Origin of the sequence: Brevundimonas pishanensis, from assembly GCF_022750635.1 — a bacterium.
Lineage (GTDB): Bacteria > Pseudomonadota > Alphaproteobacteria > Caulobacterales > Caulobacteraceae > Brevundimonas > Brevundimonas pishanensis.
The window spans coordinates 61650-86644 of record NZ_JAJKBG010000008.1 but is presented as its reverse complement, the minus strand read 5'-3'; the positions used below and the strand labels follow the sequence as shown (position 1 = coordinate 86644).

Below are 24995 nucleotides of genomic sequence, written 5' to 3'. Positions count from 1 at the left end.
CGGGTATCTACCGATCCACCGTCCCCATGTCAACCCGACCTTCCGATCTTTTTCCCAAACTGTCGAAACCCGACTGATGGAGAAAAATCCAAACACACAGAAGCGGTTGGGAGGCTGACTAACCGCTGCGAGCCGTTCCGAAGAAGTGGCCGCCGCCGATGACGGGGATGTAGGCCCAGCCTTTACGGTTCACAAGGATGAAATAGCCCTGCTTGGATTCCATCCACAGTTCGGGCCGATCTGGGGATAAAATCGCCCTCTACGCGGACAAATGTGGCGCGATTTCAGGCGATTGTGACCAATCACGTCTCTAAATATGGTGAGCGTATCAGCGGTTCGCAAGGAGCGGGTGGTTTTTGCGGCTGAAAAGAGAGTGGAACGGTCCGATCAGGATGATTCCCGCAACGAATCCCACCGCATGAGCTTCCCAGGCAATCGCAGCCCCCTGCCCCGCAAGCGCTCCGCCCAACAGTCCGGTCAGTAGATTGACCCCCATCCACACCGCAGCGCCGCGCAAGATAGCAGGATGCGTGATCGGTATCAGCAAACCGGGACCCGCTTGGAGGCGCAGGGACGCGCCGATCAAACCAAAGGCTGCGCCCGACGCACCAATGACGGGCGTCGTATCCCCCCAATGGATAGCCGCGTAGCCTGCTCCAGCCAGGACACCGCACACCGTAAAGAATGCCAGCCATCCGACCGGCCCCAAGGGTTTGTCGAAGTCCCGCGCGACAGGCGATCCGAAAGCAACCACCGCTGCCGCATTCATCAGAACGTGCGTCCATCCGCCGTGGACCAGCATGTGGGTGAACAGTCCCGACAGATATCCTTGGGACAAATCAGCAGGGCGCAAGCCCATGCCGATCCCGCCGTCGCCCAACTGGCTCTGTGCCACGAACAATCCCACCAGCCCCAGGGCTACGATGAAGGGGACAAAAGGGATTTTGAAGATTGGCTCGCGAGCGGGCCGTTCGGGCGAAGGCGTTACATAGGGGTCCATATATAGAGAGATGGACGCGCCAAGGCCGAACCTCAAGCCGTTCGTGAGAGCTGTCCCATATCTCTGGCATAAGCGTTGCTGTGTTTCCCCGCATTACGGGGGGCCTGTGCCAATGCGTATCAAACTGGAAATCTCGGTTCTGCGACTGTGCAGTGCCGTGGCGATCACCGCGGTGAGCGTCGTCACGCCCTGCGCCGTCCTCGCCCAGCAGTCTGGCAGCCAGGGTTTGGGACAGCTTCAGGCAGGTTACGCAGGCTCCCGCTATAGCACGGCCACGAGCGCCTCAGGCTCCACGCGCGACAGCAACGGCAATCGCCTGATCGTGGACGGCATCATTCAGTCCGGTGCGAGCTCATATCACCAGTCGTCCAGCGGGGTGTCGTCATCGAGCGCGACGACAGGACGATCCAGCCAAGGCGGTTCGGCGATCGGTGGAGCGACGGCCATCGGCAACAATCTGAATGTGGTTGTTCAGGGCAACCACAACACAGTCATCGTCAAATCCAACCAGACCAATACGGGCAACATCAGCGCCGGAACGGTCCTCAATGGCACATTGGTGTTCCCATGAAGCGTTCGCCTATGCACACGGCTCGCTCGGCGGTTGGCCTCCTGGCCGCATCGGCAGTACTGGCAGGATGCGTTAGCCCGACTGCCGGCCCGTCCGGTCTCTATGCCCAGCCCATCGGAAATGCGCCGGTAACGTCCAACCCTACGCCGTACTCGGACGCCTTATATTGTCTGGCCGACTATGCTCGCCGGTACGACCTGCCGTCGCCGCGTATGGCTGTGGGTCGCATCAGTGACTACACCGGCACTGTCTCTGCCGATGGCGGTCGCCAGATCACTCAGGGTGCATCCTTGATGGCGAACTCGGCCTTGGCCAAGGCTGGAGCGCGGCTGGTCGAGCGTTACGACACATCGGTGTCTGAGCTTGAGCTGCGCTATGCCAACAATCGCCTGATCGGCGACGCTCCGGTCGATCCACAAGATCCCGGCTATCGCCGCATTCTGGCCGGGCAGGTTCCCGGCTCGGACTTCTATCTGGTCGGCGGCATCACCGAGGTGAACTACAACATCCGCTCGGCCGGTTTCGATATCGCGGGCGGCCAGGTCAAGGACAACGGCGGCTCGGGCCTCGTGAACGGGCGCGTGTTCGTGATGAACGTCGCAATCGACCTGCGCCTCGTTCAAACCACCACGCTGGAAGTCGTGGATGTGGTGTCCTACCAGAAGCAGATCGTCGGCCGCGAAATCTCGGCGGGCGTGTTCGACTTCCTGAACGGCAACGTCTTTGACGTATCGGCCGGTAGCAGCGGCCTCGAGCCTGTCCAACTGGCCGTCCGAGCACTGGTTGAGCGGGCCACCGTCGAGTTCATGAGCAATCTGTACGGCGCGCCCAGCCCCGACGTCTGCATGGACCCCGCCAATGATCCTCTTGGTGGACGCTCCACCTACATTGCCTCGCACAATACGGACACGAACAATGACCCAACCCGTGCCAACCGCGCTGATGGGTACCCTCCTCGCGCTGTGCGCCGTCGCGGCGAGTGACGCTTCGGCCCAGTCGGGGCCTATCGTCCTGAACGAGCAAATCCAGTTCGGAGATATCTTCGCTGGACAACAGTTGAACGTAGTCGTTGCCCGACAACAGGTGACAGTGACCAACACCGCGCTCGGAAACCAACTCGCAGGCGGGGCCGAAGAGCGGGATGTATCGGTCCAGAACCGGCAGTACCAGCACGGCACAACCTCGGCCGAGGTCTCTCTATATATAGGAGACGAAGCGGCGGGTCGCGTGACCGCAGTCAATCAGGCGCGCGCCAACGAAGCGAGCATTGCCGCCAACGGGGCCGAACTGGTTCTGGACAGTGACCAAGCCAATTATGGATCGGCGATTGCGCGCACAATCCTGGGCAACACCGAGGCCCATTTAACCGGCGGCATCAGCCTGTCATCTGCCGCCTATAGCAATGCCATGACTGCGGGCGGGAAGAATGCCGTGACGACGGGCGCGATCAGCCAGTCGACTTCCGGCAGTACGGTGGCCGAGACCTATGCGCCCGCGCGCTATGTTCCGGGCGCGGCCTATTACGCCAGCGACGCCGCCGCAAACCTGACGCAGCTGACCACCACTGGTTCGTCGGCCCAGCGCGTTGAAGTCGGACAGGTATCCGAAGGCTGGACCTCTGCCGAGACCGTCGCCACCGCTGCAAATGCATGGAACAGCGTCGCAACCTCTAGCGCCGCTGCCAATCGTATCAATGCATCGAACGCGGGCGGCTCGCAGGTTGTTACGACGAGGCAGTCGAACATCGGCGGCGTTCAAAGCCAAGCCAGTACCTATGCCTATGACTACGGCGATCTGCGCGCCGTCGCCGATGGCGTGGCCAATCAGGTGTCGGTCAGCAATCAGGACGTCTGGGTCGAGATCGACAACAGCCAATTCAACTCGGGTGGCGTCTCGGTGCAGGCCGAACTGACTGCGCACAATGGCTATGAGGCCTATGTCGGGGCCAATGCCGCTGGCAACAGCGTGACCGGATACGCCTGCGCGGACTGCGGCGGCATCCTGAACACCAATACGACCCAGACCAATAATGGCAACGTATCGGCCACCGCTGTGACCAACATCGGCGGACAGGGACGGGCCGTCATTACCGGCACTACCGCAACCGGCAACACAGCCAGCTTCTATGTCACGCGACCGGGCGGCTAAGCTTTTCCGTGACTTAACTTAGCCTTGGTCACTGATGCGCTGTTACATCCGCTGTTCACTGAACATTACATTTCATTAAGTTGATGGCCACAAATGCGCCCTTAGACCTGAAAGGGAGATAAGGGCGTCACGCAACTTTCGCGCGACGTCTGTCCCTACGCCAACGACAGGAGTGTCCAGCGCATGAAGTCCCCCCGCCACCTGCTGCTTCCAGCAGTCTCTGCTCTTGCGTTGACCATCGGTGCCGGACTGCCTCTTGCAGCCTATGCCGAAGCCCCCGCGATCGCCTCCGCCCAGGCCGAAGCCAGCAAGGGCCGACCGTGGCCGCAAGACGCAAGCGACCTGAAGGCCGACGAGCGTTTGAGCTTTGGCCGCATGGACAACGGCATGCGCTATGTCCTGATGCGTAATGCGACACCGCCGGGCCAGATTTCCCTGCGCATGCATTTCAACGCAGGCTCGTTGAACGAGAGCGACGACCAGCAGGGTCTGGCCCACTTTACCGAGCACATGCTGTTCAACGGGACCGAGAACATCCCGGAAAACGAGTTGTTGCGTATCCTCGAGCGTCTGGGTCTGGCTTTCGGCGCGGACACGAACGCGGCCACCAGCTTCGACGAAACCTTCTACCGGCTGGAACTGCCGCGGGGTAACAACGAAACCGTCGATGCCTCCCTGCGCATCATGCGTGAGCAAGTCTCTCGCGCCCTGATGGACGTCGACGCCATCAATGCCGAGCGTGACGTCATCGTCGGCGAAGCGCGCACGCGCGACACGCCAGGCCTTCGTGCCCTGAAAGCGCAGATCGCGCTTCTCGTCCCCGGACAGCGCGTCGCCAATCGCCTGCCCATCGGCGATCTGGACATCATCCGCAACGCTCCGGCGCAAAGGTTCATCGACTTCTATCGCGCCTATTATCGCCCGGAACGCGCGACCTTTGTTGCCGTCGGCGATTTCGACGTCGACCAGATGGAAGCCAAGATCAAAGGCACTTTCTCGGACTGGCAGAACAATGCGCCGGACGGCCCCGATCCGGACCTCGGCGTTGCCAGGGCCCGCGAGCCTGAAGCCGCAATCCATGTTGAGCCGGGCACACAGTCCTCTGTCAGCCTGTATCGCATCCGCCCGTACGAAGAGCGTCCGGACAATCTCGCCAACCGTCGCGAGAACACTCTTCGCAGTTTGGGCCTTGCCGTCCTCAACCGTCGCCTCGGCGAGATTTCGCGTCAGGACAACCCGCCATTTATCGGCGCGGGTGCCAGCAGCGGTGCCTTCTTCAAATCCGTCGACACCGGCTCGATCTCTGCCTCGTTCAATCCGGGTGGCCTGCAACGCGCGCTCGAAACCATCGAGCAGGAACAGCGCCGTATGATCCAGTTCGGCCCGACAGAGGCTGAACTGCAGCGCGAGATCGCGGTCATTCGCACGGCGATGGAAAACGCTGTGGCTGCCGCCGACACCCAGCAAACCGCGGCCTTGGCGGGCGGCATCCAGAGCCGCGTCCACAACGACATTGTTCCGACATCTCCGGCCGATGAACTGGCCCAGTTCAACGCTGCGGTCGCGAACCTGAACGTCGAAGAGGTCAAAGCCCTGACCGCTAAGGGTCTGGACGGCACCGGCCCGCTGGCCATGGTCACGACGCCTGCCCCGATCGAGGGCGGCGAGGCCGCTGTCGTCAGCATCCTCGAAGCCAGTCAGAAGGTCGAGGTCCAGCCGCCCGCAGCCGCTGCCGCGGCGGACTGGCCATACACGGACTTCGGTACACCGACGGCCCCGACCGCGACGAAGGCCTTCGAAGCCTCGGGCGCGACCCTTTATACCTTCCCGAACAATGTGCGTCTGGTCTTCAAAAAGACCGACTATCGCAAGGACCAGATCCTCGTTTCGGTCGAAACGGGTCTGGGTGATCTGGCTCTGCCCAGCGACCAGTTCGATCCGCTCAGCCTCGCCTCGGCGGTCTTCACGCCGGGCGGCGTGGGCAAGCTGACGATGGACGAGCTTAACCGCGTGCTGGCGGGCCGCACCTACAGCGCCGGCATGAGTGTCGGTAACGAGGAAGTCTCGCTGTCGGGCACCACCCGTCCGCAGGACCTCGAACTGCAAATGCAGGTTCTGGCCGCCTACTTCACTGACGCTGCCATCCGTCCGGCGCGCCTTGAGCAGTTGAAGGCCATCTACCCGCAGGCGCTGGAGCAAACGCGCGCTACACCGGGCGGTGCCATGGCGCTGGACGGCTCCGTTGTGCTGTCGGGCGGTGACCGCCGCGCGACCCAACCGACCGTGGAGGAAGTCAGGGCACTAACCGCCGATGGCATCAAACAGGCCTATCAGGAGTCCGTTGCCAACGGCCCCATCGACATCACTGTCGTCGGCGACGTCGACGCCGAAGCGGTCGTCGCTGCCGTCGGCAAGACCTTCGGTGCCCTGCCCGTGCGTTCGGCCCTGCCAGAGGCTCCTGCCGAGGCGAAGGTTCGCAACCTTCCCACCCCACGCGCCGAGCCTTACCGCTTCAACCACACCGGTAAGCCTGAACAGGCCGCTGTGACGGTTTACTGGGCGGGTACCGACTCGCTGGGCGACCGTCGTGAAGCACGCCTCGTGGGCCTGATGGCTCAGGTGCTTGAACTGCGCGTCATGGAAGAAATCCGCGAGAAGCAGGCACTGACCTATTCTCCGGGCGTGGGCGCAACTTCGTCGGGCACCTATCCGGGATATGGCTATATCGCCGTCTCGGGTGACGTCGATCCGTCGAAGATCGCGGACTTCCGCGCGGCAGTGACCAAGGTCGTCGAGAGCTTCAAGTCAACGCCCATCACCGAGGATGAGTTGAACCGCGCCCGCGCACCGATGATCGAGCGTCAACGTCGCAGCATGGCCAACAACAACTTCTGGCTCGGTACGCTCAGCACCCTGCAGCGTTATCCGGAGGATGAAGCCCTGAACCTGAACTACATTCCGGTTCTGGAAGCCTTCACCTCTGCCGAAGTTCAGGCCGCCGCCGAGAAGTATCTGCGTCCGGAACGCAGCTGGACCTTCGAGGCCGTCCGCGCCCCCGAATAATCGGCTGAAAACGTCAAAGGCCCCGGATCTCTCCGGGGCCTTTTTCGTTCGTGGGTGTCCCCTCCGGATCAGAAGACCCGGCCACCCACGCCCCCATCCATCATTAGCGTACCGGACGTGGCGAGGCTGCGTCGCACGACCTCCTCGCGGTACTCTGTGATGGTTTCCTCACCGCGCAACACCAACTCCTTCACCCCTGCCCCATAACGGCGCAGCAGCGAGCGTTCGTGGCAGTCGCGCTCCGGTTTTTGCGCGCGGCATTCCAGAACCTTGCCGGCATACCAGAGGGCCTGCCCCTTATCGCAGACGACGGTTTCACCGGTGCCGCCCTCGGCATCGATCTTGGTCCACTGCAGCTTGGTGCCAACGATGCAGCGATAGATTTCGCCCTCATAGCTCTCCAGCACTTCGCGGGACGGACGTACCTGAGACGCTGGATGCGGGACATTGCGATCATCAATGCAGCTGGCCTGAATGCGATAGCGCTTTTCCCAGGAGCGGGTCGAACTGAACGGCACGCGGACGCGCTCTTCGACCATGCCTTCCACTGCCATGCCTGACGTCAGCGGATAAGGCTGATCCACATTGAAATAGGCCCCGCCACCACCGGCGACGATGACCGCACTGCCCGCTCCGGCACCGGCGCGGCCATAGGCCCGGCTCCGGGCATCAGCCACAGTGCTCGCGTTGGCATTGGCCGAAACATTGTTGATGTTCACATTCACATTGACAGAGCCGCCCCCGCCTCCGGCACAGCACGGCGGTGTCACGGGCGCGCAACCGCCACCGGCACAGCCATTATAGGGTGGCAGCGGCGGCGTGGGCGGCGCAGGCGGCGGCGCACAGGTACGACAACCGTAGTCACCCGCCACCGCCAATCCTGTCACAAGCCAAAGTCCCACCACCGAAGCAGGAGCCAGTACTGTCTTGAGCCGCACCCGCATCGGGAACTCCTAAACCAGTGTCCCCGACCTCACTGCAAATCGCAGGCCGTGCAGGATAGCCGATTCAGGCTTCCGGACGTTCCGCCCTGAGGCAATACAGGCGCAGGCGTCCCTGAATGGTACAGCTTGCCTAGATTTCGGACAGTTCGCGGGCGAACCGCTTCCAGTTCTCGACATAGTGCAAAGCCGACATTTTCAGGCCCATCACCCCGCCTTCGTCCAGTTCGCGGACGACCTTGCCCGGTTGCCCCATCACCAGTGAGTTATCCGGAATGACCTTGCCTTCGGTGATCAATGCATTCGCTCCGATCAGACAATTCCTGCCGATCTTCGCCCCGTTCAGCACCACCGCGCCAATTCCGATCAGGCTGTTGTCGCCGATCTTGCAGCCATGCAGCATGGCCTTGTGGCCAACCGTGACGCCCTCGCCGATCACCATCGGATAGCCGGTATCGGTATGCAGGATCGAGGCTTCCTGAATGTTGCTGTTGCGGCCGATGGTGATGGGATCGTTGTCGCCACGGACCACGACATTGAACCAAATGCTGGCCCCTTCCATCAGGGTCACGTTGCCGATTACCGACGCATTCGGTGCAATCCAGTATTCACCGGCAGCAGGCAGAGTGGGTGCCACTTCTCCAAGACGATAGACGCTCATCGGTTCGTTATCCCGCCGTTGCAATTTCTTGTCTTTAACACTCGCCTAACCACGTTACAGTGAAACTGTTGTAGCGATTCGAGGGCCTATTCGTCCTTCGTATCCGAAGCCGGATCAACCCCGGTCCGGTCTGCACTGGAGGATGCGTTTGACGTGTTCGGTACCAGTTGGTTGTCGGCCATGCGGCGTGAGCCGAGGCACACTTACGGCTGATCCCGGAGACGGCGGTGCGCGCTTCTCCACCCTCCCCACAATGCAAACGTCCAAGGCGATCCCGTTCGGGTTCGCCTTTTTTCTTGCCTGGAGGCATCCATGTCCAAGCGTTCAGCCGTGAAGCGTCAAGTCCGCGAAGGTGTTCTGGACCATCGTGAGTTCTCACCGGATGCCAAGGTCAGACGGCTACCCAACCATGCGGGGTGGTCGCCTTACCCGTCGAACGACGAGCGCGATCAGGCCTATCTGAAGACGTTGAAGCCCAAGTCCGAAGGTCAGGCCGCACTCATGGAGGCCATCGACCGATACAACCTTGTTACCGCCCTCGGCCCCGCCGGTACCGGCAAGACCTATTTGGCCATTGCCAAAGCGGTCGAGGCTCTTGAGGCCGGCAAGGTCGGCAGGATCGTGCTTTCACGTCCGGCAGTCGAGGCGGGTGAAAGCATCGGCTTCCTTCCGGGCGACATGGAAGACAAGCTGGCCCCTTACCTGCGCCCCCTCTACGACGCGCTGTCGGACCGCCTGTCGATGAAGCGCGTTCGTGCCTTGATGGCCGAGGGACTGATTGAGATCGCTCCCATCGGCTATATGCGCGGTCGCACATTAAACAACGCCTTCGTGGTCGTCGACGAGGCGCAGAACTGCACCTACGTGCAGCTCAAAATGCTGCTGACACGCCTTGGCTGGCATTCCACCATGGTTGTCACGGGCGACCCACACCAATCGGATTTGCTGCCCGGTGTCTCGGGTCTGGGAGACATCGCCGAGCGGCTGGAACTGCTGGAAAGCGTTAAGGTCATCCGGCTGGCTGAACAGGACATTGTGCGTCACCCGCTGGTTGCGGAGATGATCGGCGTCCTCTGAAAGGGACCCAAAACATAAAGGCCCGCCATTCACGGCGGGCCTTTTTTAATGTCACATCATCTTTGCCACAGCTTCGGCATCGGAAGCGCGCGGTTGCTCCAATGGCGGCTCAGGGGGCTTGCGAGCTCCCAACCGGTCTATAATCGCAAAGACGAACGGATTGAGCGAAATCGATAGAAGCGCAGCCGCCAGTATCAGGTCATGCGTTTCGCGTGCCATCGCACCCATCTGCATCGATATCGCTGCCAGAATGAACGAGAACTCGCCGATCTGCGCCAGCGATGCCGCAACCGTCAGGCTGGTAGCGCGATCAAGTTTGAAGGCCGTCGTGATCGCAAGCGCTGCCAGCGACTTGCCAATGATGACGATGAATACCACGCCCAATACCGCCCACGGCTTCGTCACCAGAATGGACGGGTCGAACAACATCCCTACCGATACGAAGAACAGCACCGCAAACGCGTCTCGAAGCGGCAATGAACGCTCCGCCGCATTATGGCCCAGCGGCGTCCCGTTCAGCACCAGTCCTGCAACGAATGCACCCAGAGCGAACGACGCGCCGAACACCGAATAGGCCAGCCACGCAATCCCCAAGGCGATCGAAAGAACGCCGAGCGTGAACAGCTCGCGCGACTTGGTATGGGCGATCCGCACCAGCAGCCACGGCAGGACCTTGCCACCCACCACAAACATCAGCAGCACAAACAGCGCCACCTTCAACAGGGTGAAACCGATGCTGCCCGCCAGCACGGCTGGGTCAAACACCTGTCCTTCCTTGAGGACGATCAGCGGCAGCATCACCAAGGCCACCACGATCACGAGGTCTTCGACGATCAACCAACCGACTGCGATCTTGCCGATATCGCTCTTGACCTGTTTGCGCTCCTCCAGCGCCCTGAGCAGCACCACGGTCGAAGCTACCGACAAGGAGAAGCCCAACAGGGTCGCTTCCAGATGGCCAAGACCCAGCAGGAAGTAACCCAACGCCCAGCCAAGGGCCGTGGCCGCCGCAATCTGCACCAGAGCACCCGGCAAGGCGACGTGGCGCACCTTCATCAAATCCTTGGGCGAGAAATGCAGCCCCACCCCGAACATCAGCAGGATCACACCCACCTCGGCCAACTGGGGTGCCAGTTCGGTGTCGGCGACATAGCCGGGGGTAAAGGGCCCCACCACAACGCCCGCTACCAGATAGCCCACCAGCGGGGACAGCTTCACCCGATTAGCCAACATGCCGAACACAAACGCCAGCACAAAGCCGCCAACCAAAGTCACAATGAGGCTGTCTGTATGGGGCATCGGCTCTCCGGTCTGTGTCTGGACCTTTACAGTGGGTGCCGAGGGGCATGCTGCCAAGGTCGCAAGCTGCGGAAAAAACCATCCCTTTCCGAATTGCGGCCACGGCGTGGCACAGATGCCGCGCTTGACGCCATGCAGCACGGCAACCATAGTCCGTTTCGAATAAGAACTGACCTCAGGACGCCCGCCGGTGAACGCTATACCCCAAGTCGAAAAGAGCGATATCCGGTTTGCGGCAAAGGATGGATACCTGTTGGCGGGCCGTCTCTATCGCGGGGCACCGCCGCAGATGGCCATTCTGGTGTCCTCCGGCACAGCCTATCCGCAGGGGTTCTACGAGCGCTTCGCACACTGGATGGCCCAACGCGGGGCCTTGGTGCTGACCTATGACTATCGCGGTATCGCAGCATCCGCCCCCGAGACGCTCAAGGGCTTTGACGTTGACTACCCTGACTGGGGCCGGCTGGATCAACCCGCTGCACTGGAGGCCCTGATCGCAAACGCCCGTGACCTGCCTGTCTATCACGTCGGCCACAGCGTAGGCGGCAGCTTCATCGGCTTCATGCCCAACCATGACCTCATCCACCGCCATGCCTTCGTGTCGGTAGGCTCCGGTTACTGGCCCCACCACCACCGCCGCTATAATCCGATGGAGCTGTTCTTCTGGTTCGGCTTTGGCCCCGCCCATTTGCGCCGCCACGGCTATATCAAACAGGGCAAGCTCTGGGCGGGCACCGACCTGCCCGGACGGGTGTTCTCGACGTGGAAACGCTGGTGTCAGAAGCCGGATTATTTCCTTTCCGAACTCCGCAGCGGTGCACTCGGACCCCATGGCTATGATGCGGTTCGTAGCCCAATCCGCTCATGGCTGTTTACCGACGATCCTATCGCGACGGCCAAATCCGCACCGGTTCTGATGAGCGCCTATTCTTCGGCCCCTCAACAGAGCGTTATGAAATCGCCCTCCGCCTATGGCCGCGCGAAGATCGGTCACGAGGGCGCGTTCCGAAAAGGCATGGAGCCTTTGTGGCAGGAAATCCTCGACTGGTTCGAGCAAGACCTTCCGGCCGCTGCCTCCGCTGCCTAAATCCTTCACACCCTCTTCTGTGCAACGGATTACAGTCATGGCCTATGGAACCCAGCCCACCGTCAGCATCGACGGTTTTGAAATCCCGCAACTGGGTTTCGGTACATGGCAACTGAAGGGCGACGACGCCCGCCGAATGGTCACCGAGGCTCTGCGTATTGGCTATCGCCATATCGACACGGCCTTCATCTATGACAACGAGACCGAGGTCGGCCAGGGCATCAAGGACGCTGGCGTGGCCCGCGACGACTTCTTCCTGACGACCAAAATCTGGGTCACCAACCTGACCCGCGACGCCCTGCTCAAACAGGCCGAAGAAAGCGCCGAGCGTCTAGGCTCCACCCCTGACCTGCTGTTGCTACACTGGCCCAAGCCCCAGCCGGAACTCAGCGAAACCATCGCCGCGCTTAACGAAGCGAAGGACAGGGGCCTGACCCGCGCCATCGGCCTGTCCAACTATCCGTCGGCCCTGTGGCAAGAGGCACAAGATCTGTCGCCTGCCAAACTGGTCACCAACCAAATGGAATACCACCCGCTGCTGAGCATCAACGCGCTCAAGGCCAAGGCTTCGGAACTTGGTTCGTCCCTAACGGCGTGGTCGCCTCTGGCGCGCGGCAAGGTTCTGGACGAGCCCGTTGTCGTCGAGATCGCAGAGAAGTACGGCAAGACCCCCGGACAGGTGACCCTGCGCTGGATCATCCAGCAAGGCATCATCGCTATCCCCAAGACTGCCAGCGAAGCCCGCGCCCGCGAAAACTTCGACGTCTTCGACTTTGCCCTGACCGATGACGAAATCGCCCGCATGGCCACACTGGCCAGCGGTTACCGCGTCGGTGACCACCTCGATCCCGCCTTCAGGTGGGACGCCGCTTAAATCTGCTCCCGAGCGCGTGATTGGACGAAACGGGCAATCACGCTCACCCTCCCCGAAGTGACACCTTGCGTACCCTGCAACGACCGTTCTGGGAGGGACGTCATGGGTTCGATACTGGGTTTTCCGGCGACTGACCCCGTCGACCTGATCGTAGGTGCCCGCGTAAAGCGATGGCGGGATCGCCGGGGCATGGATCACAACGAACTGGCCGCTCTGCTGCATCTCAGCGCCGCCGATGTTCGCATGATCGAAGCGGGCCGCCGCCACCTGAACAGTGCCGAACTGGATGCCACCACCCGTGCCCTTCGCCTGCCCATCTGGGCCTTGGTTACAGACACTCCGGCCCACTGACGCAAAGCCACAGGTGACAGACGGCGCAATGCCGCCTAATCCACGCTTATGGCCTACAAATCCCTTCGCGATTTCATCGATCAGCTGGAAGCACAGGGCGAACTGGTTCGCGTATCCGAACCCGTCTCTACCGTGCTGGAAATGACCGAGATCCAGACCCGTCTGCTGCGTAATGGCGGACCGGCTGTGATCTTCGAAAAGCCCGTCATGCCCGACGGCTCGGTCAGCCCTATCCCCTGCCTCGTCAACCTGTTCGGCACCGTCAAACGCGTGGCCATGGGCGTGACGCTGGAAAACAAACAGCGCACCACCACGCAGGAACTACGCGAAGTGGGCGAACTGCTGGCCTTCCTGAAAAATCCGGTTCCGCCGCGCGGTCTGGGCGAGGCGATGGAGATGCTGCCGCTGGCCAAGACGGTCATGTCCATGCGACCCAAGACTGTGAAGAAGGCTCCGGTCCAAGAGGTCGTGCTGACGGGCGATGACATCGACCTGACCAAGCTGCCGATCCAGTCCTGCTGGCCGGGCGAGCCTGCCCCCCTCATCACATGGGGCCTCGTCGTCACCAAGGGCCCAAGCGACGACCGCGAGGACGATTTCAACCTCGGCATCTACCGCATGCAGGTGCTGGGCAAGGACAAGACCATCATGCGCTGGCTGGCCCACCGTGGCGGTGCCCAGCACTATGCCCGCCACAAGAAGGCCGGCAAGCGCGAGCCCCTGCCCTGCGCTGTCGTTCTGGGTGCTGACCCCGGCACCATTCTGGCCGCCGTCACGCCCGTTCCCGAAACCCTGTCGGAGTATCAGTTCGCTGGCCTGATGCGCGGCGAAAAGGCCGAGCTGGTGCCGTGCAAGACCGTGCCGCTGATGGTCCCCGCCCAAGCCGAGATCGTTCTGGAAGGCCACGTCCTGCTTGACGAGCACCATCCCGAAGGTCCGTATGGCGATCACACCGGTTACTACAACTCGGTCGAGACCTTCCCTGTGTTTCAGGTCACTGCGATCACCATGCGCAAGGACCCGATCTATCTGACCACCTTCACCGGCCGTCCGCCCGATGAACCGTCCGTGCTGGGCGAAGCCTTGAACGAGGTCTTCATCCCGCTGCTGCAGCAACAGTTCCCCGAGATCACCGACTTCTGGCTACCGCCAGAGGGATGCAGCTACCGCATCGCCGTGGTGTCGATGAAGAAGGCCTACCCCGGTCACGCCAAGCGCGTGATGATGGGCTGCTGGTCCTTCCTGCGCCAGTTCATGTACACCAAGTGGATCATCGTCGTGGATCACGACGTGAACGCCCGCGACTGGAAGGACGTCATGTGGGCCATCTCCACCAAGATGGACCCCGCGCGCGACATCACCGTCATCGAGGGCACTCCGATCGATTATCTGGACTTCGCATCGCCCGAGAGCGGTCTGGGCTCCAAGATCGGCCTCGACGCCACTGACAAATGGGAACCCGAGACCAAGCGCGAATGGGGCGAGGTTATCCAGATGGACGACGACGTCATCGAGCGCGTCAACGACATCTGGGACAAGCTGGGCCTGCCCGGCGATGGCACCCCGATCTGGAAGAAAGACTAACGACCGGAACAGCGGGCGCGGCGCGAGGGGTGTTGCGCCCACTGACATTTAAAGCCTGCACCGCGGAGGGGCCAAGAGTGCGTTCGAGTTCTTCCTCAGCTTCTACGGCCTGTTACTGGGCCTGTGTGTCGCTGAACTGGTCGGCGGCTTTGCTCGCATTTTGCACGAACGCAATCGCGTACGCTTTGGATGGCTGACACCGGCTTTGGCGCTGTTTGTCGCTATCGATATCGCGACCTTCTGGAATCAAGCCTGGATTATCTTCCGGGGCGCGCCGTTCAACTTGTCCCTGCTCGTCTTCGGACTGGTGATCACCTCGACCTTCTATATCGCTGCCAGCGTCACCTTCCCCCGCCTTACGGAAACCGAAACCGATAAAGTCGATCTGGACCAGCATTTCTGGACACATCGCAAGACGGTCTTCGTCTGCATTCTGGCTGCGAACCTGATGGTTGCGACATTCATGCTGTTGTTGGCCCAAGGCAACGCAGAGTTTGCCCGCCTTGCCAGCTCGCTGAGGCTGTGGGTCGGTGTCGCCTTCTTCATTGGCTGTTCGGCTACCGCCGCCTTTGCCCGCTCCCGTAAGGTGGTAAAAATCGCGCTGATTGTCGTGCTGCTTTACAGCATGTGGCAGGTCTCCAACTCGGCAACACTGTTGATACAGGCCGGCGGATGGGCTCCGGCTTTGACCGCCGAATAGGCCCTTAGTTTCGCCATCCTTGGCAATGAACCTCCATCCCGACCAAGCGTTCGGGGTTGGCTCGCTTTGGGCCGGAGAGTTGTCGCCATGATGTTCGCCCACCTGCTCAAAGGCATACTCGTCACCCTGACGATAGTCGGGGCCAGTCTCAGCCTGCCTGACGCTCCGCGCGCTGCCGATATCGAACGCGAAGCTGGCGAACAAGACTTCTGCGATACCGACTTTAATGGCCCACCCGAGGACCTTGTCGCCAAGGCGGACGAAGTCCATCCGATGGCGCTGATCTGTGCCGTTCGCCAATATTGGGAGCGCGGTGACCGTCTTAAGGCGGCATTCTGGTACCGCATCTGGATTATCCGGACCGATCCATGGGTTCGCGATGACTGGGAGTTCGACGTCGTGCGCGATGTCATGGGGGGCCAGTTTGCGCTGAAAATTGGCGAATGGGCCGCCAGCGATTTGACGCACTATGTGGAACTGCTCGACCGCGCTCATGCCTATGAGGCGAAGCTTCCTCTTTCTCCGCTCAAACCCTCGCGCATGTCACAGCAGGACTGGGACGCCACGGTCGCCCAATCCCGCAAGGACCTGAAAGAACAACACGTCTCCAGCCTGCAGCCGGGCGAGATCGAGGCCATCAACCAACAGCGCGCCGCCCTTGGCCAATATATCGGGCCTTTCAAAGAGCCGGGCAGCCCGCTTCGCGAGGACTGGCGTTAAGGGTCCCCGGCGTGGGTAGGCAAGCCCGCGCATATCTGTGATCTTTGAGAATCGAAACCGCACTTCGATCAAAGGAACGGCCTCATGTTCAAACAGACCCTCTGCGCAACAGCGACGTGCGCGGCCTTGCTGCTGCCCACGGCATCGTCGGCTGCCATTGCAGCCGCACCGCCTGTCGTTCAGGAAGCCGCCCCCGAGGCTGAAGCTCCCCCTAGCGCGGACTTTGTTCTGGCCAATCTGGACAGCGTCTCGCCGCTCAACCTGATCTATGTGGCGTCGGAGCAATGGTCCGTCGGCAACAGGCTGCAGGCTGCGTTCTGGTACTATGTCTGGCAAATTCGTACCGAGCCGTGGGCCGTCGCCGAATCCGGCTTTTCGGAACCCCGCGCCGCCATCAACCAGAGCGTTGGCACAACCATCAACGGCTGGATCTTCTCCGATCCGGAACTGATGTACGAGATTTCCGAGCGGGCTATCAGCTATGAGGCCAAGCTGCCGTTGTGGAGCCGAATGCCCGAGGGGGTGACCGAGCCCCAGTGGGCCGAGCTGATCGCCTCCACGCGCGCAACCTACGCCCGCGACCTTCAGGAAAGCTTCGTTGCGACGCCGCCGGACCGGATCCGCGAGCTTCGCCGTCAGAACGGGCTGGCCGTTGGCCCCCTACCTGACGAGGGTGCCCCCCTGCCAGAAGAGTGGCGCTAAGCCTTCAACTTTACAAAGTTTCGCACTTATTCCGCCGCGCCTCGCCGAACTCCCCGACGGCGACCGACGTTCCTTACCCATTGTTTAACCGGCGACCCGTGTGGCCGGTGCTGGGGAGGTTCCTAGAGTATGATGAACATTAAAAATCGCGGCGCACTGCTGGCTGCCGTCTGCGTAGCCACCCTGTCGCTGGGTGCCTGTGGCCAAGGCAAGGGTGAAGGCGAAACCAAGGGCAACCCGCTCGAAAACGTGGTCGATGCTGCCAAGGGCGGTGACGCTACCGAAAAGTTCAACGGTTACGTCGAAGGCTTCAACAAGCTGATCGACGACAACTGGGGCGTTCAAAAGAACTACGTCCGCTATCAGGAGCTGGACCTGCCGTCCAAGTCGCCTGATGCGAACATCCACTTCTTTGAAAACATCACCACCCTCGAGTCCGCACTGAAGGCAATCAAAGAAGCGCGCGCCATGAGCGGCAACGCCTCGTCGAACGCAGCCGATGCGGCCGCTGACAAGGTGATCGCTAACGGCGACAAGCTGCTGGCGCAGTGGAAAGAACTCGCTCCCTATTACTCGTCGCGCGCCTATCGCGAAGACGCTCTGGCCAAGGGCAAGGCTGCGCACGAAAGCCTGATCGCCAACTACACTGCCACGCTCGCCGCCATCGACGAACTGGACGTCGCGATCACCAAATATCAGCGCGACGTCGCGGAAAAGCGCATCGTCGACTTCCGCAAGTCGGGCCACAACACCGAAGCTGACGTTGTCGAAGCCATGTATCTGGCAGACCACTTCACCACCGCTGTGATCGAGGAAAAAATCGCAGACGCCGACGCCCAACTGCCGAAGTTCCAAGCCGCAGTGACCAAGCTGCGCCAGACCGAACAAGGCCTCGCCGCTGACGCCACCAACAAGTCGGATATCAACTCGCTGGTTGGCTATCTGGAATCCCTGATCGGCAACTGGCGCGACTATAAGCAGAGCAACAGCAACTCCGACCTCGAGAGCGTGGTGGATTACTACAACCACGCCATCGGCGAGATGGACGACATCGAAATGCCGGGCTAACCCGCCCTCGCACTTTCAAGAAAGCCCCCGATGCCTACGGCGTCGGGGGCTTTTTCGTATCCGGCACTGGCATCGGCGGCAAACAGGCCTAAAAGAATGGCCCTCAAGTCGCCTGTTGGAGGGGTGTTATGCGACGGGTTACCCTTGCGGCCGTGATGGTCGCCCTGATGTCGAGTCCTGCCATGTCCGAGAACGCTCCGATCAAGAATACCGCACCGTGGGATCAGGCCTTCCTGCCGCCCGTGCCCCAGTGGAACGGCGCATCGCGCACGCTGCTGCGCCCTGCCAGCGATCCGTGGGCCTCGGGCTTTGAACAGGACCCAGAGCTGAACTTCAGCCCGAACTATGCCGACACCCGCGCATGGTTCGACCGTCTGGACGCCGCGTCTGACCTGATCCGCATCGAGAGCTTCGGCACCTCGCCGGAAGGCCGCGACATCTATGCCGTGATCGCCTCGAAAGATGGCGCACAGTTCGATCCGGCCAAGCCGACCGTGCTCATTCAGGCCGGCATCCACCCCGGCGAGATCGACGGCAAGGACGCTGGCATGATGCTGCTGCGTGACATTGCCTTCTACGGCAAGGATCACCTGCTGGACGGTGCCAACCTGATCCTGATCCCGATCCTCAGCGTCGACGGCCATGAACGCGCCAGCGCCTATTCGCGCCCGAACCAACGTGGCCCGCGCATCCAAGGCTGGCGCAACACCGGCACCAACCAGAACCTGAACCGCGACTACCTCAAGCTCGATCAGCCCGAGATGCGCGCTGTCCGTGGCCTGATCCTGAAGTACAACCCCGACATCTACGTCGACGTCCACGTCACCGACGGGATGGACTATCAGTACGACGTCACCTTCGGCTTCACCGGCGAGGATGAAACCTTCACCCGCTCGCCCGCCATCGCCGAGTGGCTGAACGAAGGCTTCAAGCCCTCGATCTACAAGGCGCTGGAAGACAACGGCCACATCCCCGGCGAACTGGTCTTCGGCATTGATGATGACGATCCCCGCGCAGGCCTGAATGACGGCGGCCTGGGCGAGCGTTTCTCGAACGGCTGGGGCGATGCTGCCCACATTCCGACCATCCTGATCGAGAACCACAGCCTGAAGCCGCACGACCAGCGTGTGCTGGGCACCTATGTCTTCATCGAAGAGACTTTGAAGGTTATGGCCGAACGCGTGGCCGAGGTTCGCGCCGCCATCGCCGCCGACCGCGCCCTGCGCCCCGAGGTCCTGCAAGCCAACTTCGTTCAGGTCGATCAACCGACCGAGTATGTGCCGTTCAAAGGCATCAAATACGAAATGGTCGAAAGCGCCGCCTCGGGCCGCAAGGAAGTCCGCTGGCTGGGCGAGGCTGATCCGGAACTGTGGTCGATGCCGTGGTACGGCTCGCGTCCGACGCTGGAACTGAAGCGCCCGAAAGCCTACTGGGTCCCCGCCTATCGCACCGACATCATCGAGCGTCTGGCCGCCTCTGGCATCGAGATGACCCGCGTGGATGCGCCGACCGCCGTCGATGTCACCATGCTGCGTGTCCAGAACCCCAAGCTGACCACCCGCGCCAACGAAGGCCACGTCGAAGTCCGTATCGACGGCGTGACCGAACAGGCCACCAACTGGACCTTCGCCCCCGGTTCGGTCCGCGTTTCGACCGATCAGCCTTTGGGCGATCTGGTCATGCTGGCGCTGGAGCCCCAGTCCCGCGAAAGCTATTTCGCATGGGGTATGTTCCTCGAAGTGCTGAGCCGCGTGGAATACATCGAGCCCTACGCTATCGCCCCGCTGGCCGATAAGATGCTGGCCGCCGATCCGGCCCTCAAGGCCGCGTTCGAGGCCAAACTGGCCGCCGAGCCGGAGTTTGCCGCCAACCCGCACGCCCGTCTGGCTTGGTTCTATGAGCGCACGCCCTTCTACGACCAGCGCTACCTGCTCTATCCCGTGGCGCGCGAAAACTGATGGTCCCCTCGACCATTCAGGCCGCGGCCCTGTGGGGCGGATTGCTGATCCTGCTGCTGTTTGTCCTTTCCGGACTGGCAGCGGGGCGCCGCCGCAGCTTGCGCATTCCCTTTGGCGATGGCGGACAGAGCGATCTGTCCGTCGCCGTGCGCGCCTTCGGCAATGCAACCGAATACATCCCCGCCGGACTGTGCGGCCTGATCCTACTGGCGTTTCTCGACACCCCGCCTGCCCTGATCCATCTGGTCGGCGGTCTGATGTTCGCCGGTCGCCTGATCCACGCCGGAGCCGTCCTCTACCTCCCCGGCCTGTCTCTCGCCCGTGCCGCAGGCATGACCCTGACATGGCTGTCCATGCTCATCGCCGGTATCAGCCTGATCGCGTGGTCGGTACTGTAGGACGGATGAGCTTTTTATAGACGCACTAGATGTAGATTAGTGCCTTTACCCAAGTTTACGCCACTCGCGCGGACTTAATGTCATCTTGTTGCTGACCAATGTTCGTGCGTTGGAGAGCGAGATGGCCAGTCGTTCGAAACTCGGTGGCTTAATCGGCTTATCGCTCTGGATAGCAGTCAGCGCTTCCGCATGTGCGCCGACGATCCTGCAACTTACCGATATGGATCGGGCTATCTTTCGTGAGACGGTAAAGCAATACCAGATCGCCGTTGTTCCGCTCTGCAATCCACAAGCCGTCGCACTCTATACGAATGCACGAAAGTCCCGTGATGAAGAGTTTCTAAACTCGCTCCGCGACACCCAGTTGCAGCAAGATTATGACCAAGCCGTCGCGGAGTTCCACGCACGAGAGCGGCTCTGGATTCGAGAATGCTCCTACCCTCCGCCACCTCCGGGGACGAACCCAGAAGCGATCCGGATCGCTAAGAAACGTAATCTCGAAGATGGTTTTCGATTAGCCGATCAATATTTTGAAAATATGGTCCAAGCTCGGGACAGAGCACTAGAGCGTGGTTCAAGCCGTTAAGTCGCCGCGATCTACAGCCGTTTAGCCGTTGGTGATCCAGCACCGCTGGGATGCATCCGCCGCTATCTATACGGCTGGGACGTTTCATTCGGACCGAACCGCTGACGTCGCCTCAACCTCGCTGAAGTTCGACCAGCCAAGCTTTGAGAAAGCCGAACACCTGCCTACGGTCGATCTCCGCGTCTCCGGAGTTCGATCATGTACCTTGTCGCCGTATTGCAGGCGGTCACGCCGTTCATCTTCCCTGATTTTACGACACCCGCCCCAAGAGATCTTAGTTTTGAAGCGGGATACGCCGTCGCCGATAGCGGCACGTGGGCCGTAGAATTCTATACGCGCGGTTGGGGAGATAACGCCCAGTGGGTGGCGCGACGTTCGCTGGTCATCCCGAATGGTCGAGAACAGATTACTTGGCTGACCGAAGCGGATTGTCCTGCCATACGCAGTGTCGTGGAGACCCTCAACGACTATTCCATCGGATCGGTCCGCGTGCCGTACCTCGGCCCCCGCCCTCAACCCCGCATCCTGTGGCCGCAGCCCAAAGGGCCGCCGACAGAGGCCGCGACCTACACCGTCTGGGGGCGAGGCCGTCAAGCTGATGGAAGCTTTGCCGACTATAGCGTCTCAGCCACGGCAGGCATGGTCGCCGAATGGACAAAGCTGGCGAACAACACCCTGAAGCCATGCTGGACCGCGCCGCAGACGCCTGAGTAAGCCGCGTTAGATGTTGCGGTTGTAAGGCGCGTCGGCCATATCCGGTGCATGTCCGCATCGACGCCCTCCGCCTCGCCCGATCCTTCCATGCTGCACGATCTCGTCTCTTCTGCCCTCAAGGCCGGAGCCGACGCCGCCGAAGCTGCAACCGCTCGCCGCGCCTCGCTGGCTGTCGGTGTACGCAACACGGCGCTGGAGGAAGTCGAGCGGGAGGAATCCACCGACCTTGGCCTGCGCGTCTTCATCGGCAAGCGTCAGGCGACCGTGTCGTCGTCCGACTTGTCCGATGCCACCCGTGGCCGTCTGGTCGAGCGCGCCATCGCCATGGCCCGCCTCGCGCCCGAAGACCCCTATGCGTCGCTGGCACCCGAAGAGCTGCTGGCCCACGGCCCGCACGCCGATCTGGACCTGTACGATTCCACCGACCGCAGCGCCGAACAGCTAGAAGCCGCCGCCGTCGCCGCCGAGGCCGCAGCTATGGCCGTGCCGGGCGTGTCGCGCTCGGAGGGTGGCGACTCCTCCTGGATGTCCAGCGAGTGGCAACTGGTCACCTCGCACGGCTTTGTCGGCAACTATCGCGGCAGCGTCTTCTCGGTCGGAGCAGGCGTCATCGCCGAAAAGGATGGCGCGATGGAGCGCGGTGGCGAAAGCCGCTCGCTGCGCCACTTCTCGGACCTGCCATCGCCCGAAGAGATCGGTCAAAAAGCGGGCGAACGCGCCGTCGCCCGTGTGGGCGCGCGCAAGATCGCCTCGACCACCGCACCCGTCATCTTCGAAAACCGTATCGCCACCCAAGTCCTGTCTCCGCTGCTGGGGGCCATCTCGGGTCCGTCGATTGCGCGGGGTTCGTCCTTCCTGAAGGACAAGCTGAACGAACTGGTTCTGCCGCAACGGATGGACCTTGTGGACGATCCCTTCCGTGTGCGCGGCCAAGGCTCGACCCCGTTCGATGACGAGGGCGTCCGCGTCGAAAAGCGCAACCTTGTCGAAGATGGTCGCCTGACTACGTGGCTGCTGAACACGTCATCGGCGGCGCAACTGGGCATGACCTCGACGGGTCACGCCTCGCGTGGTCTGGTCGGCCCGTCGGGTGTTTCGGCCCACAATGTGCACCTGACGGCTGGTGAAGGCACGCTGGACGACCTGATGGCCTCGGCAGGCACCGGCCTGCTGATCACCTCCATGTTCGGCCCGTCGCTGAACGGCAACACAGGCGACTGGTCTGCCGGTGTGTCGGGCTTCTGGTTCGAAAACGGCGAGCGCGCCTATCCAGTCAGCGAAGTCACCGTCGCGGGCAATTTGATCGAGCTTTACGCCCGCCTCCAACGTGCGGGCGACCTTGAGTTCCGTAATGCGTTCAACGTCCCGTCGCTGCTGTTCGACAAGGTAGCCATCGCGGGCAAATGACCTCTCTGGACCAAGACCTTCAGCTTATCCGTCAGGCCGCGTTCGACGCAGGCCAGATGGCGCTCGACTATCGCGACGCCGGGCTGAAGGTCTGGTCCAAGGAGAACGCCTCTCCGGTGACCGACGCCGATCTGGCGGTCGACACGTTCCTCAAGGAGCGCCTTCTGGGTGCCCGCCCCGATTACGGCTGGCTTTCCGAAGAGACCGCAGACACCACTGACCGCCTGTCTAAAAAGCGCATCTTCGTGGTCGATCCCATCGACGGCACCTCGGCCTTCATGCGCAACAAACCGTGGTGGTGCACCCCCATCGCGGTCGTAGAGGACGGCGAGCCTATCGCCGCCGCCATCTATGCCCCTATGCTGGGCGAGATGTTCGAGGCCACACTCGGCGGCGGTGCCCGTCTTCAGGGCCGCCCCATAACTGCATCCGACACCCGCCAGCTAGAAGAGGCCGAACTTCTCGCGGACGCCCGTCTGATGGAAGCCCGCGAATGGGACGAGCCGTGGCCCCATATGAACTTCTCCAAACGCAACGCTTTGGCCTATCGCATGGCCCTCGTTGCCGCCGGAGCGTTCGATGCCGCCATCGCTATCAGCCCAAAGTGGGACTGGGATGTTTGCGCCGGATCGCTTATCGCCCAGGAGGCCGGAGCAGTCGTTAGTGACCACAAAGGCCAAAAGTGGCGGTTTAATCGCCACGATCCGCGACAAACGAGCATGATTTGCGCCGCACCGGCATTGCACCCGTTGATAATCCGGCGGACAGCGCCTATCCCGCTCACCTTCTGACCCCTCTCCTGTGCAATGGGCCCCTCTCCATGGCTGACAAGCTCGAAACTCAACTGCTTCACCTCGTCATCGGTGGTGAAATGCGTCATCCGTCGGAACCGACCTTCCGCGACCTGAAGGAAGTCGAGTTCGTCGGCGCTTTCGGTTCCTACGACGAAGCCAAGGCTGCCTGGAAGGCCCGCGCCCAGGCGACTGTCGATAACGCCCACATGCGCTACTTCATTCTGCACGCGCACAAACTGATCGATCCGCGCGGCGACGCATAAGCGTCGATCAGATACGATCCTGACAAGGGCGGCTGGGGCTAGGGCTTCAGCCGCCCTTGACGTATGGTGGTTCGCTCAACTGCATTGGAGCCATCCCATGACCACACCCATAATGGACGGAGCAGGCATCGGCGCGCTGGTGTCGATGATGATGGTGCTGGTGATGTGGGTCATGATCCTGCGCAACAAACGCGCCCAGGACGACGAACTGGATCGAAAGCTTCTGGAGCGTCAGGAACGCATCGACGCGGAGCGTGCCCGTCACACGTCTGAACCCGCACCGCAGCCCGACGAGAAAGAAAAAGCTGGCCCTTGGGGCTGATTACTCGCGGCGGAGAATCCGCTCGACCAGCAGATCGCCCCACCATTTGGCCCGGAAGGTCCGCGTCGTCTCTACGGGGCAATAGGCTTTGCAGCCCATCCACTCCAGCAGCCCTATTCCCTTGGGCTCTGCCTCCGCGGCATAAGTCTCCAGAACGTGGTCCAGCACGCCCGTCTTGCCCTCGCGGTTGTGCAGGGTGCGGCGGCTCAGTTCGGACTTGGCGACGCCCATTGGCTGTCCCAGCCTGAAGTACCGATACAGCGCCGCCATCAGCCCGGCGCGATCTGCGCCCGACTTGCAGTGGATTAGGGCCGGATACTCAATCGTTTCGAAAATCAGCTTGGCATTCTCGATGCGGTCCAGCGTCGGTGCATCACGCGAGTCCAGCGGAGCATCCACCAGCTTCAGGCCCAGTTTCTCGCAAGCGTCCCGCTCCAGCCAGTAATAGGGCTCGTCGCGTACTCCGCGCAGATTGATAACTGTGCGAATGCCCTGACGCTTCCACCACGCCAGTTGGCGCGGAGACGGCTGATTGCTGCGTACCAAGTTTGCATCAATCCAGTGGGCATTTGTGAAACTCAGCCGGATAAACGCGTGGTCGCCCCAGAAATAGGACCACAAGACCTTGAAACGGTCATAAGGCGAGGACAGATCGGGAAACGACATAAGCGTCAGATAACCTTCGCGAACGCTGCCGTCATCCCTCA

At 61.6% G+C, this 24995-nt stretch carries 26 protein-coding genes; 21 read left to right on the top strand and 5 right to left on the bottom strand.

All coding sequences use genetic code 11. The features are described from left to right. Positions 1–328: 328 nt before the first annotated feature. Positions 329–1036: a rhomboid family intramembrane serine protease gene (locus LOX95_RS13530; RefSeq protein ID WP_242915498.1), complete on the bottom strand. Its 708-nt coding sequence runs from the start codon at positions 1034–1036 to the stop codon at positions 329–331. 76 nt (positions 1037–1112) lie between these two features. Between LOX95_RS13530 and hfaA the strand changes: the two genes are divergently transcribed. From hfaA to LOX95_RS13510, 4 genes are all read left to right on the top strand, one after another. Beyond that, positions 1113–1571: a holdfast anchoring protein HfaA gene (gene hfaA / locus LOX95_RS13525; RefSeq protein WP_242915496.1), complete on the top strand. Its 459-nt coding sequence runs from the start codon at positions 1113–1115 to the stop codon at positions 1569–1571. A gap of 11 nt (positions 1572–1582) precedes the next feature. Further along, positions 1583–2554, top strand: a complete 972-nt coding sequence (gene hfaB / locus LOX95_RS13520) for a holdfast anchoring protein HfaB (protein WP_242915502.1) — start codon at positions 1583–1585, stop codon at positions 2552–2554. Continuing rightward, the gene (hfaD, locus tag LOX95_RS13515) at positions 2487–3719 is read left to right on the top strand and encodes a holdfast anchor protein HfaD (protein WP_242915494.1); all 1233 of its coding nucleotides are present in this window, start codon (positions 2487–2489) and stop codon (positions 3717–3719) included. Before hfaB ends, hfaD begins: the two co-directional genes overlap by 68 nt. 183 nt (positions 3720–3902) lie before the next feature. Further along, positions 3903–6782 (top strand): M16 family metallopeptidase, encoded by a 2880-nt coding sequence (locus LOX95_RS13510; RefSeq protein WP_242915492.1) that lies wholly within the window; start codon positions 3903–3905, stop codon positions 6780–6782. 68 nt (positions 6783–6850) lie between these two features. Here LOX95_RS13510 and LOX95_RS13505 read toward each other — a convergent pair whose 3' ends face one another. Together LOX95_RS13505 and LOX95_RS13500 are read right to left on the bottom strand one after the other, a co-directional pair. Next, positions 6851–7726 carry a hypothetical protein gene (locus LOX95_RS13505; RefSeq protein WP_242915490.1) on the bottom strand — a complete coding sequence of 292 codons (876 nt, stop codon included), beginning with the start codon at positions 7724–7726 and terminating at the stop codon, positions 6851–6853. A 130-nt stretch (positions 7727–7856) separates the two neighbouring features. Then, entirely contained in the window at positions 7857–8384 is a 528-nt protein-coding gene (locus tag LOX95_RS13500) for a gamma carbonic anhydrase family protein (RefSeq protein ID WP_242915488.1), read from the bottom strand. Positions 8385–8684: 300 nt separating this feature from the next. Between LOX95_RS13500 and LOX95_RS13495 the strand changes: the two genes are divergently transcribed. Continuing rightward, complete coding sequence (locus LOX95_RS13495) at positions 8685–9461, top strand: PhoH family protein (protein ID WP_242915500.1); 777 nt, start codon at positions 8685–8687, stop codon at positions 9459–9461. 51 nt (positions 9462–9512) lie between these two features. On the opposite strand, the gene LOX95_RS13490 is transcribed toward LOX95_RS13495, so the two are convergent. After that, positions 9513–10760, bottom strand: a complete 1248-nt coding sequence (locus LOX95_RS13490; RefSeq protein ID WP_242915486.1) for a cation:proton antiporter domain-containing protein — start codon at positions 10758–10760, stop codon at positions 9513–9515. Between the two features lie 190 nt (positions 10761–10950). On the opposite strand from LOX95_RS13490, the gene LOX95_RS13485 reads away from it, so the two are divergent. The 16 genes from LOX95_RS13485 (at position 10951) to LOX95_RS13410 (ending at position 24288) form a co-directional block, all read left to right on the top strand. Further along, on the top strand, positions 10951–11847 hold the full coding sequence (locus LOX95_RS13485; RefSeq protein WP_242915484.1) for an alpha/beta hydrolase family protein: 897 nt from the start codon (positions 10951–10953) through the stop codon (positions 11845–11847). Positions 11848–11884: 37 nt separating this feature from the next. Beyond that, complete coding sequence (locus LOX95_RS13480) at positions 11885–12721, top strand: aldo/keto reductase (RefSeq protein WP_242915482.1); 837 nt, start codon at positions 11885–11887, stop codon at positions 12719–12721. A gap of 102 nt (positions 12722–12823) precedes the next feature. After that, a complete protein-coding gene (locus tag LOX95_RS13475) occupies positions 12824–13072 on the top strand; it encodes a helix-turn-helix domain-containing protein (protein WP_242915480.1) in 249 nt (82 codons plus the stop codon). 48 nt (positions 13073–13120) lie between these two features. Continuing rightward, positions 13121–14656 carry a UbiD family decarboxylase gene (locus LOX95_RS13470; protein ID WP_242915478.1) on the top strand — a complete coding sequence of 512 codons (1536 nt, stop codon included), beginning with the start codon at positions 13121–13123 and terminating at the stop codon, positions 14654–14656. A gap of 160 nt (positions 14657–14816) precedes the next feature. Further along, positions 14817–15356 carry a hypothetical protein gene (locus LOX95_RS13465; protein WP_242915476.1) on the top strand — a complete coding sequence of 180 codons (540 nt, stop codon included), beginning with the start codon at positions 14817–14819 and terminating at the stop codon, positions 15354–15356. 87 nt (positions 15357–15443) lie between these two features. Further along, a complete protein-coding gene (locus LOX95_RS13460; RefSeq protein ID WP_242915474.1) occupies positions 15444–16076 on the top strand; it encodes a hypothetical protein in 633 nt (210 codons plus the stop codon). 84 nt (positions 16077–16160) lie between these two features. Continuing rightward, positions 16161–16778: a hypothetical protein gene (locus tag LOX95_RS13455; RefSeq protein ID WP_242915473.1), complete on the top strand. Its 618-nt coding sequence runs from the start codon at positions 16161–16163 to the stop codon at positions 16776–16778. Between the two features lie 129 nt (positions 16779–16907). After that, positions 16908–17846: a DUF3829 domain-containing protein gene (locus tag LOX95_RS13450; RefSeq protein WP_242915471.1), complete on the top strand. Its 939-nt coding sequence runs from the start codon at positions 16908–16910 to the stop codon at positions 17844–17846. Between the two features lie 128 nt (positions 17847–17974). Next, complete coding sequence (locus tag LOX95_RS13445) at positions 17975–19804, top strand: M14 family metallopeptidase (protein WP_242915469.1); 1830 nt, start codon at positions 17975–17977, stop codon at positions 19802–19804. Beyond that, positions 19804–20202 (top strand): MAPEG family protein, encoded by a 399-nt coding sequence (locus tag LOX95_RS13440; RefSeq protein ID WP_242915467.1) that lies wholly within the window; start codon positions 19804–19806, stop codon positions 20200–20202. Before LOX95_RS13445 ends, LOX95_RS13440 begins: the two co-directional genes overlap by 1 nt. Positions 20203–20287: 85 nt before the next feature. Further along, a complete protein-coding gene (locus LOX95_RS13435; RefSeq protein WP_242915465.1) occupies positions 20288–20788 on the top strand; it encodes a hypothetical protein in 501 nt (166 codons plus the stop codon). A gap of 198 nt (positions 20789–20986) precedes the next feature. Further along, positions 20987–21502, top strand: a complete 516-nt coding sequence (locus LOX95_RS13430) for a hypothetical protein (RefSeq protein WP_242915463.1) — start codon at positions 20987–20989, stop codon at positions 21500–21502. Positions 21503–21550: 48 nt separating this feature from the next. Further along, a complete protein-coding gene (locus LOX95_RS13425) occupies positions 21551–22909 on the top strand; it encodes a TldD/PmbA family protein (protein ID WP_242915461.1) in 1359 nt (452 codons plus the stop codon). Next, on the top strand, positions 22906–23700 hold the full coding sequence (locus tag LOX95_RS13420; RefSeq protein WP_242915459.1) for a 3'(2'),5'-bisphosphate nucleotidase CysQ: 795 nt from the start codon (positions 22906–22908) through the stop codon (positions 23698–23700). Before LOX95_RS13425 ends, LOX95_RS13420 begins: the two co-directional genes overlap by 4 nt. A gap of 29 nt (positions 23701–23729) precedes the next feature. Next, positions 23730–23966 carry a DUF4170 domain-containing protein gene (locus LOX95_RS13415; RefSeq protein ID WP_242915457.1) on the top strand — a complete coding sequence of 79 codons (237 nt, stop codon included), beginning with the start codon at positions 23730–23732 and terminating at the stop codon, positions 23964–23966. Positions 23967–24063: 97 nt separating this feature from the next. Further along, the gene (locus LOX95_RS13410; RefSeq protein ID WP_242915455.1) at positions 24064–24288 is read left to right on the top strand and encodes a hypothetical protein; all 225 of its coding nucleotides are present in this window, start codon (positions 24064–24066) and stop codon (positions 24286–24288) included. Here LOX95_RS13410 and LOX95_RS13405 read toward each other — a convergent pair whose 3' ends face one another. Further along, positions 24289–24954, bottom strand: a complete 666-nt coding sequence (locus tag LOX95_RS13405; protein WP_242915453.1) for a fused DSP-PTPase phosphatase/NAD kinase-like protein — start codon at positions 24952–24954, stop codon at positions 24289–24291. It lies immediately after the preceding gene. Positions 24955–24995: the final 41 nt, after the last annotated feature.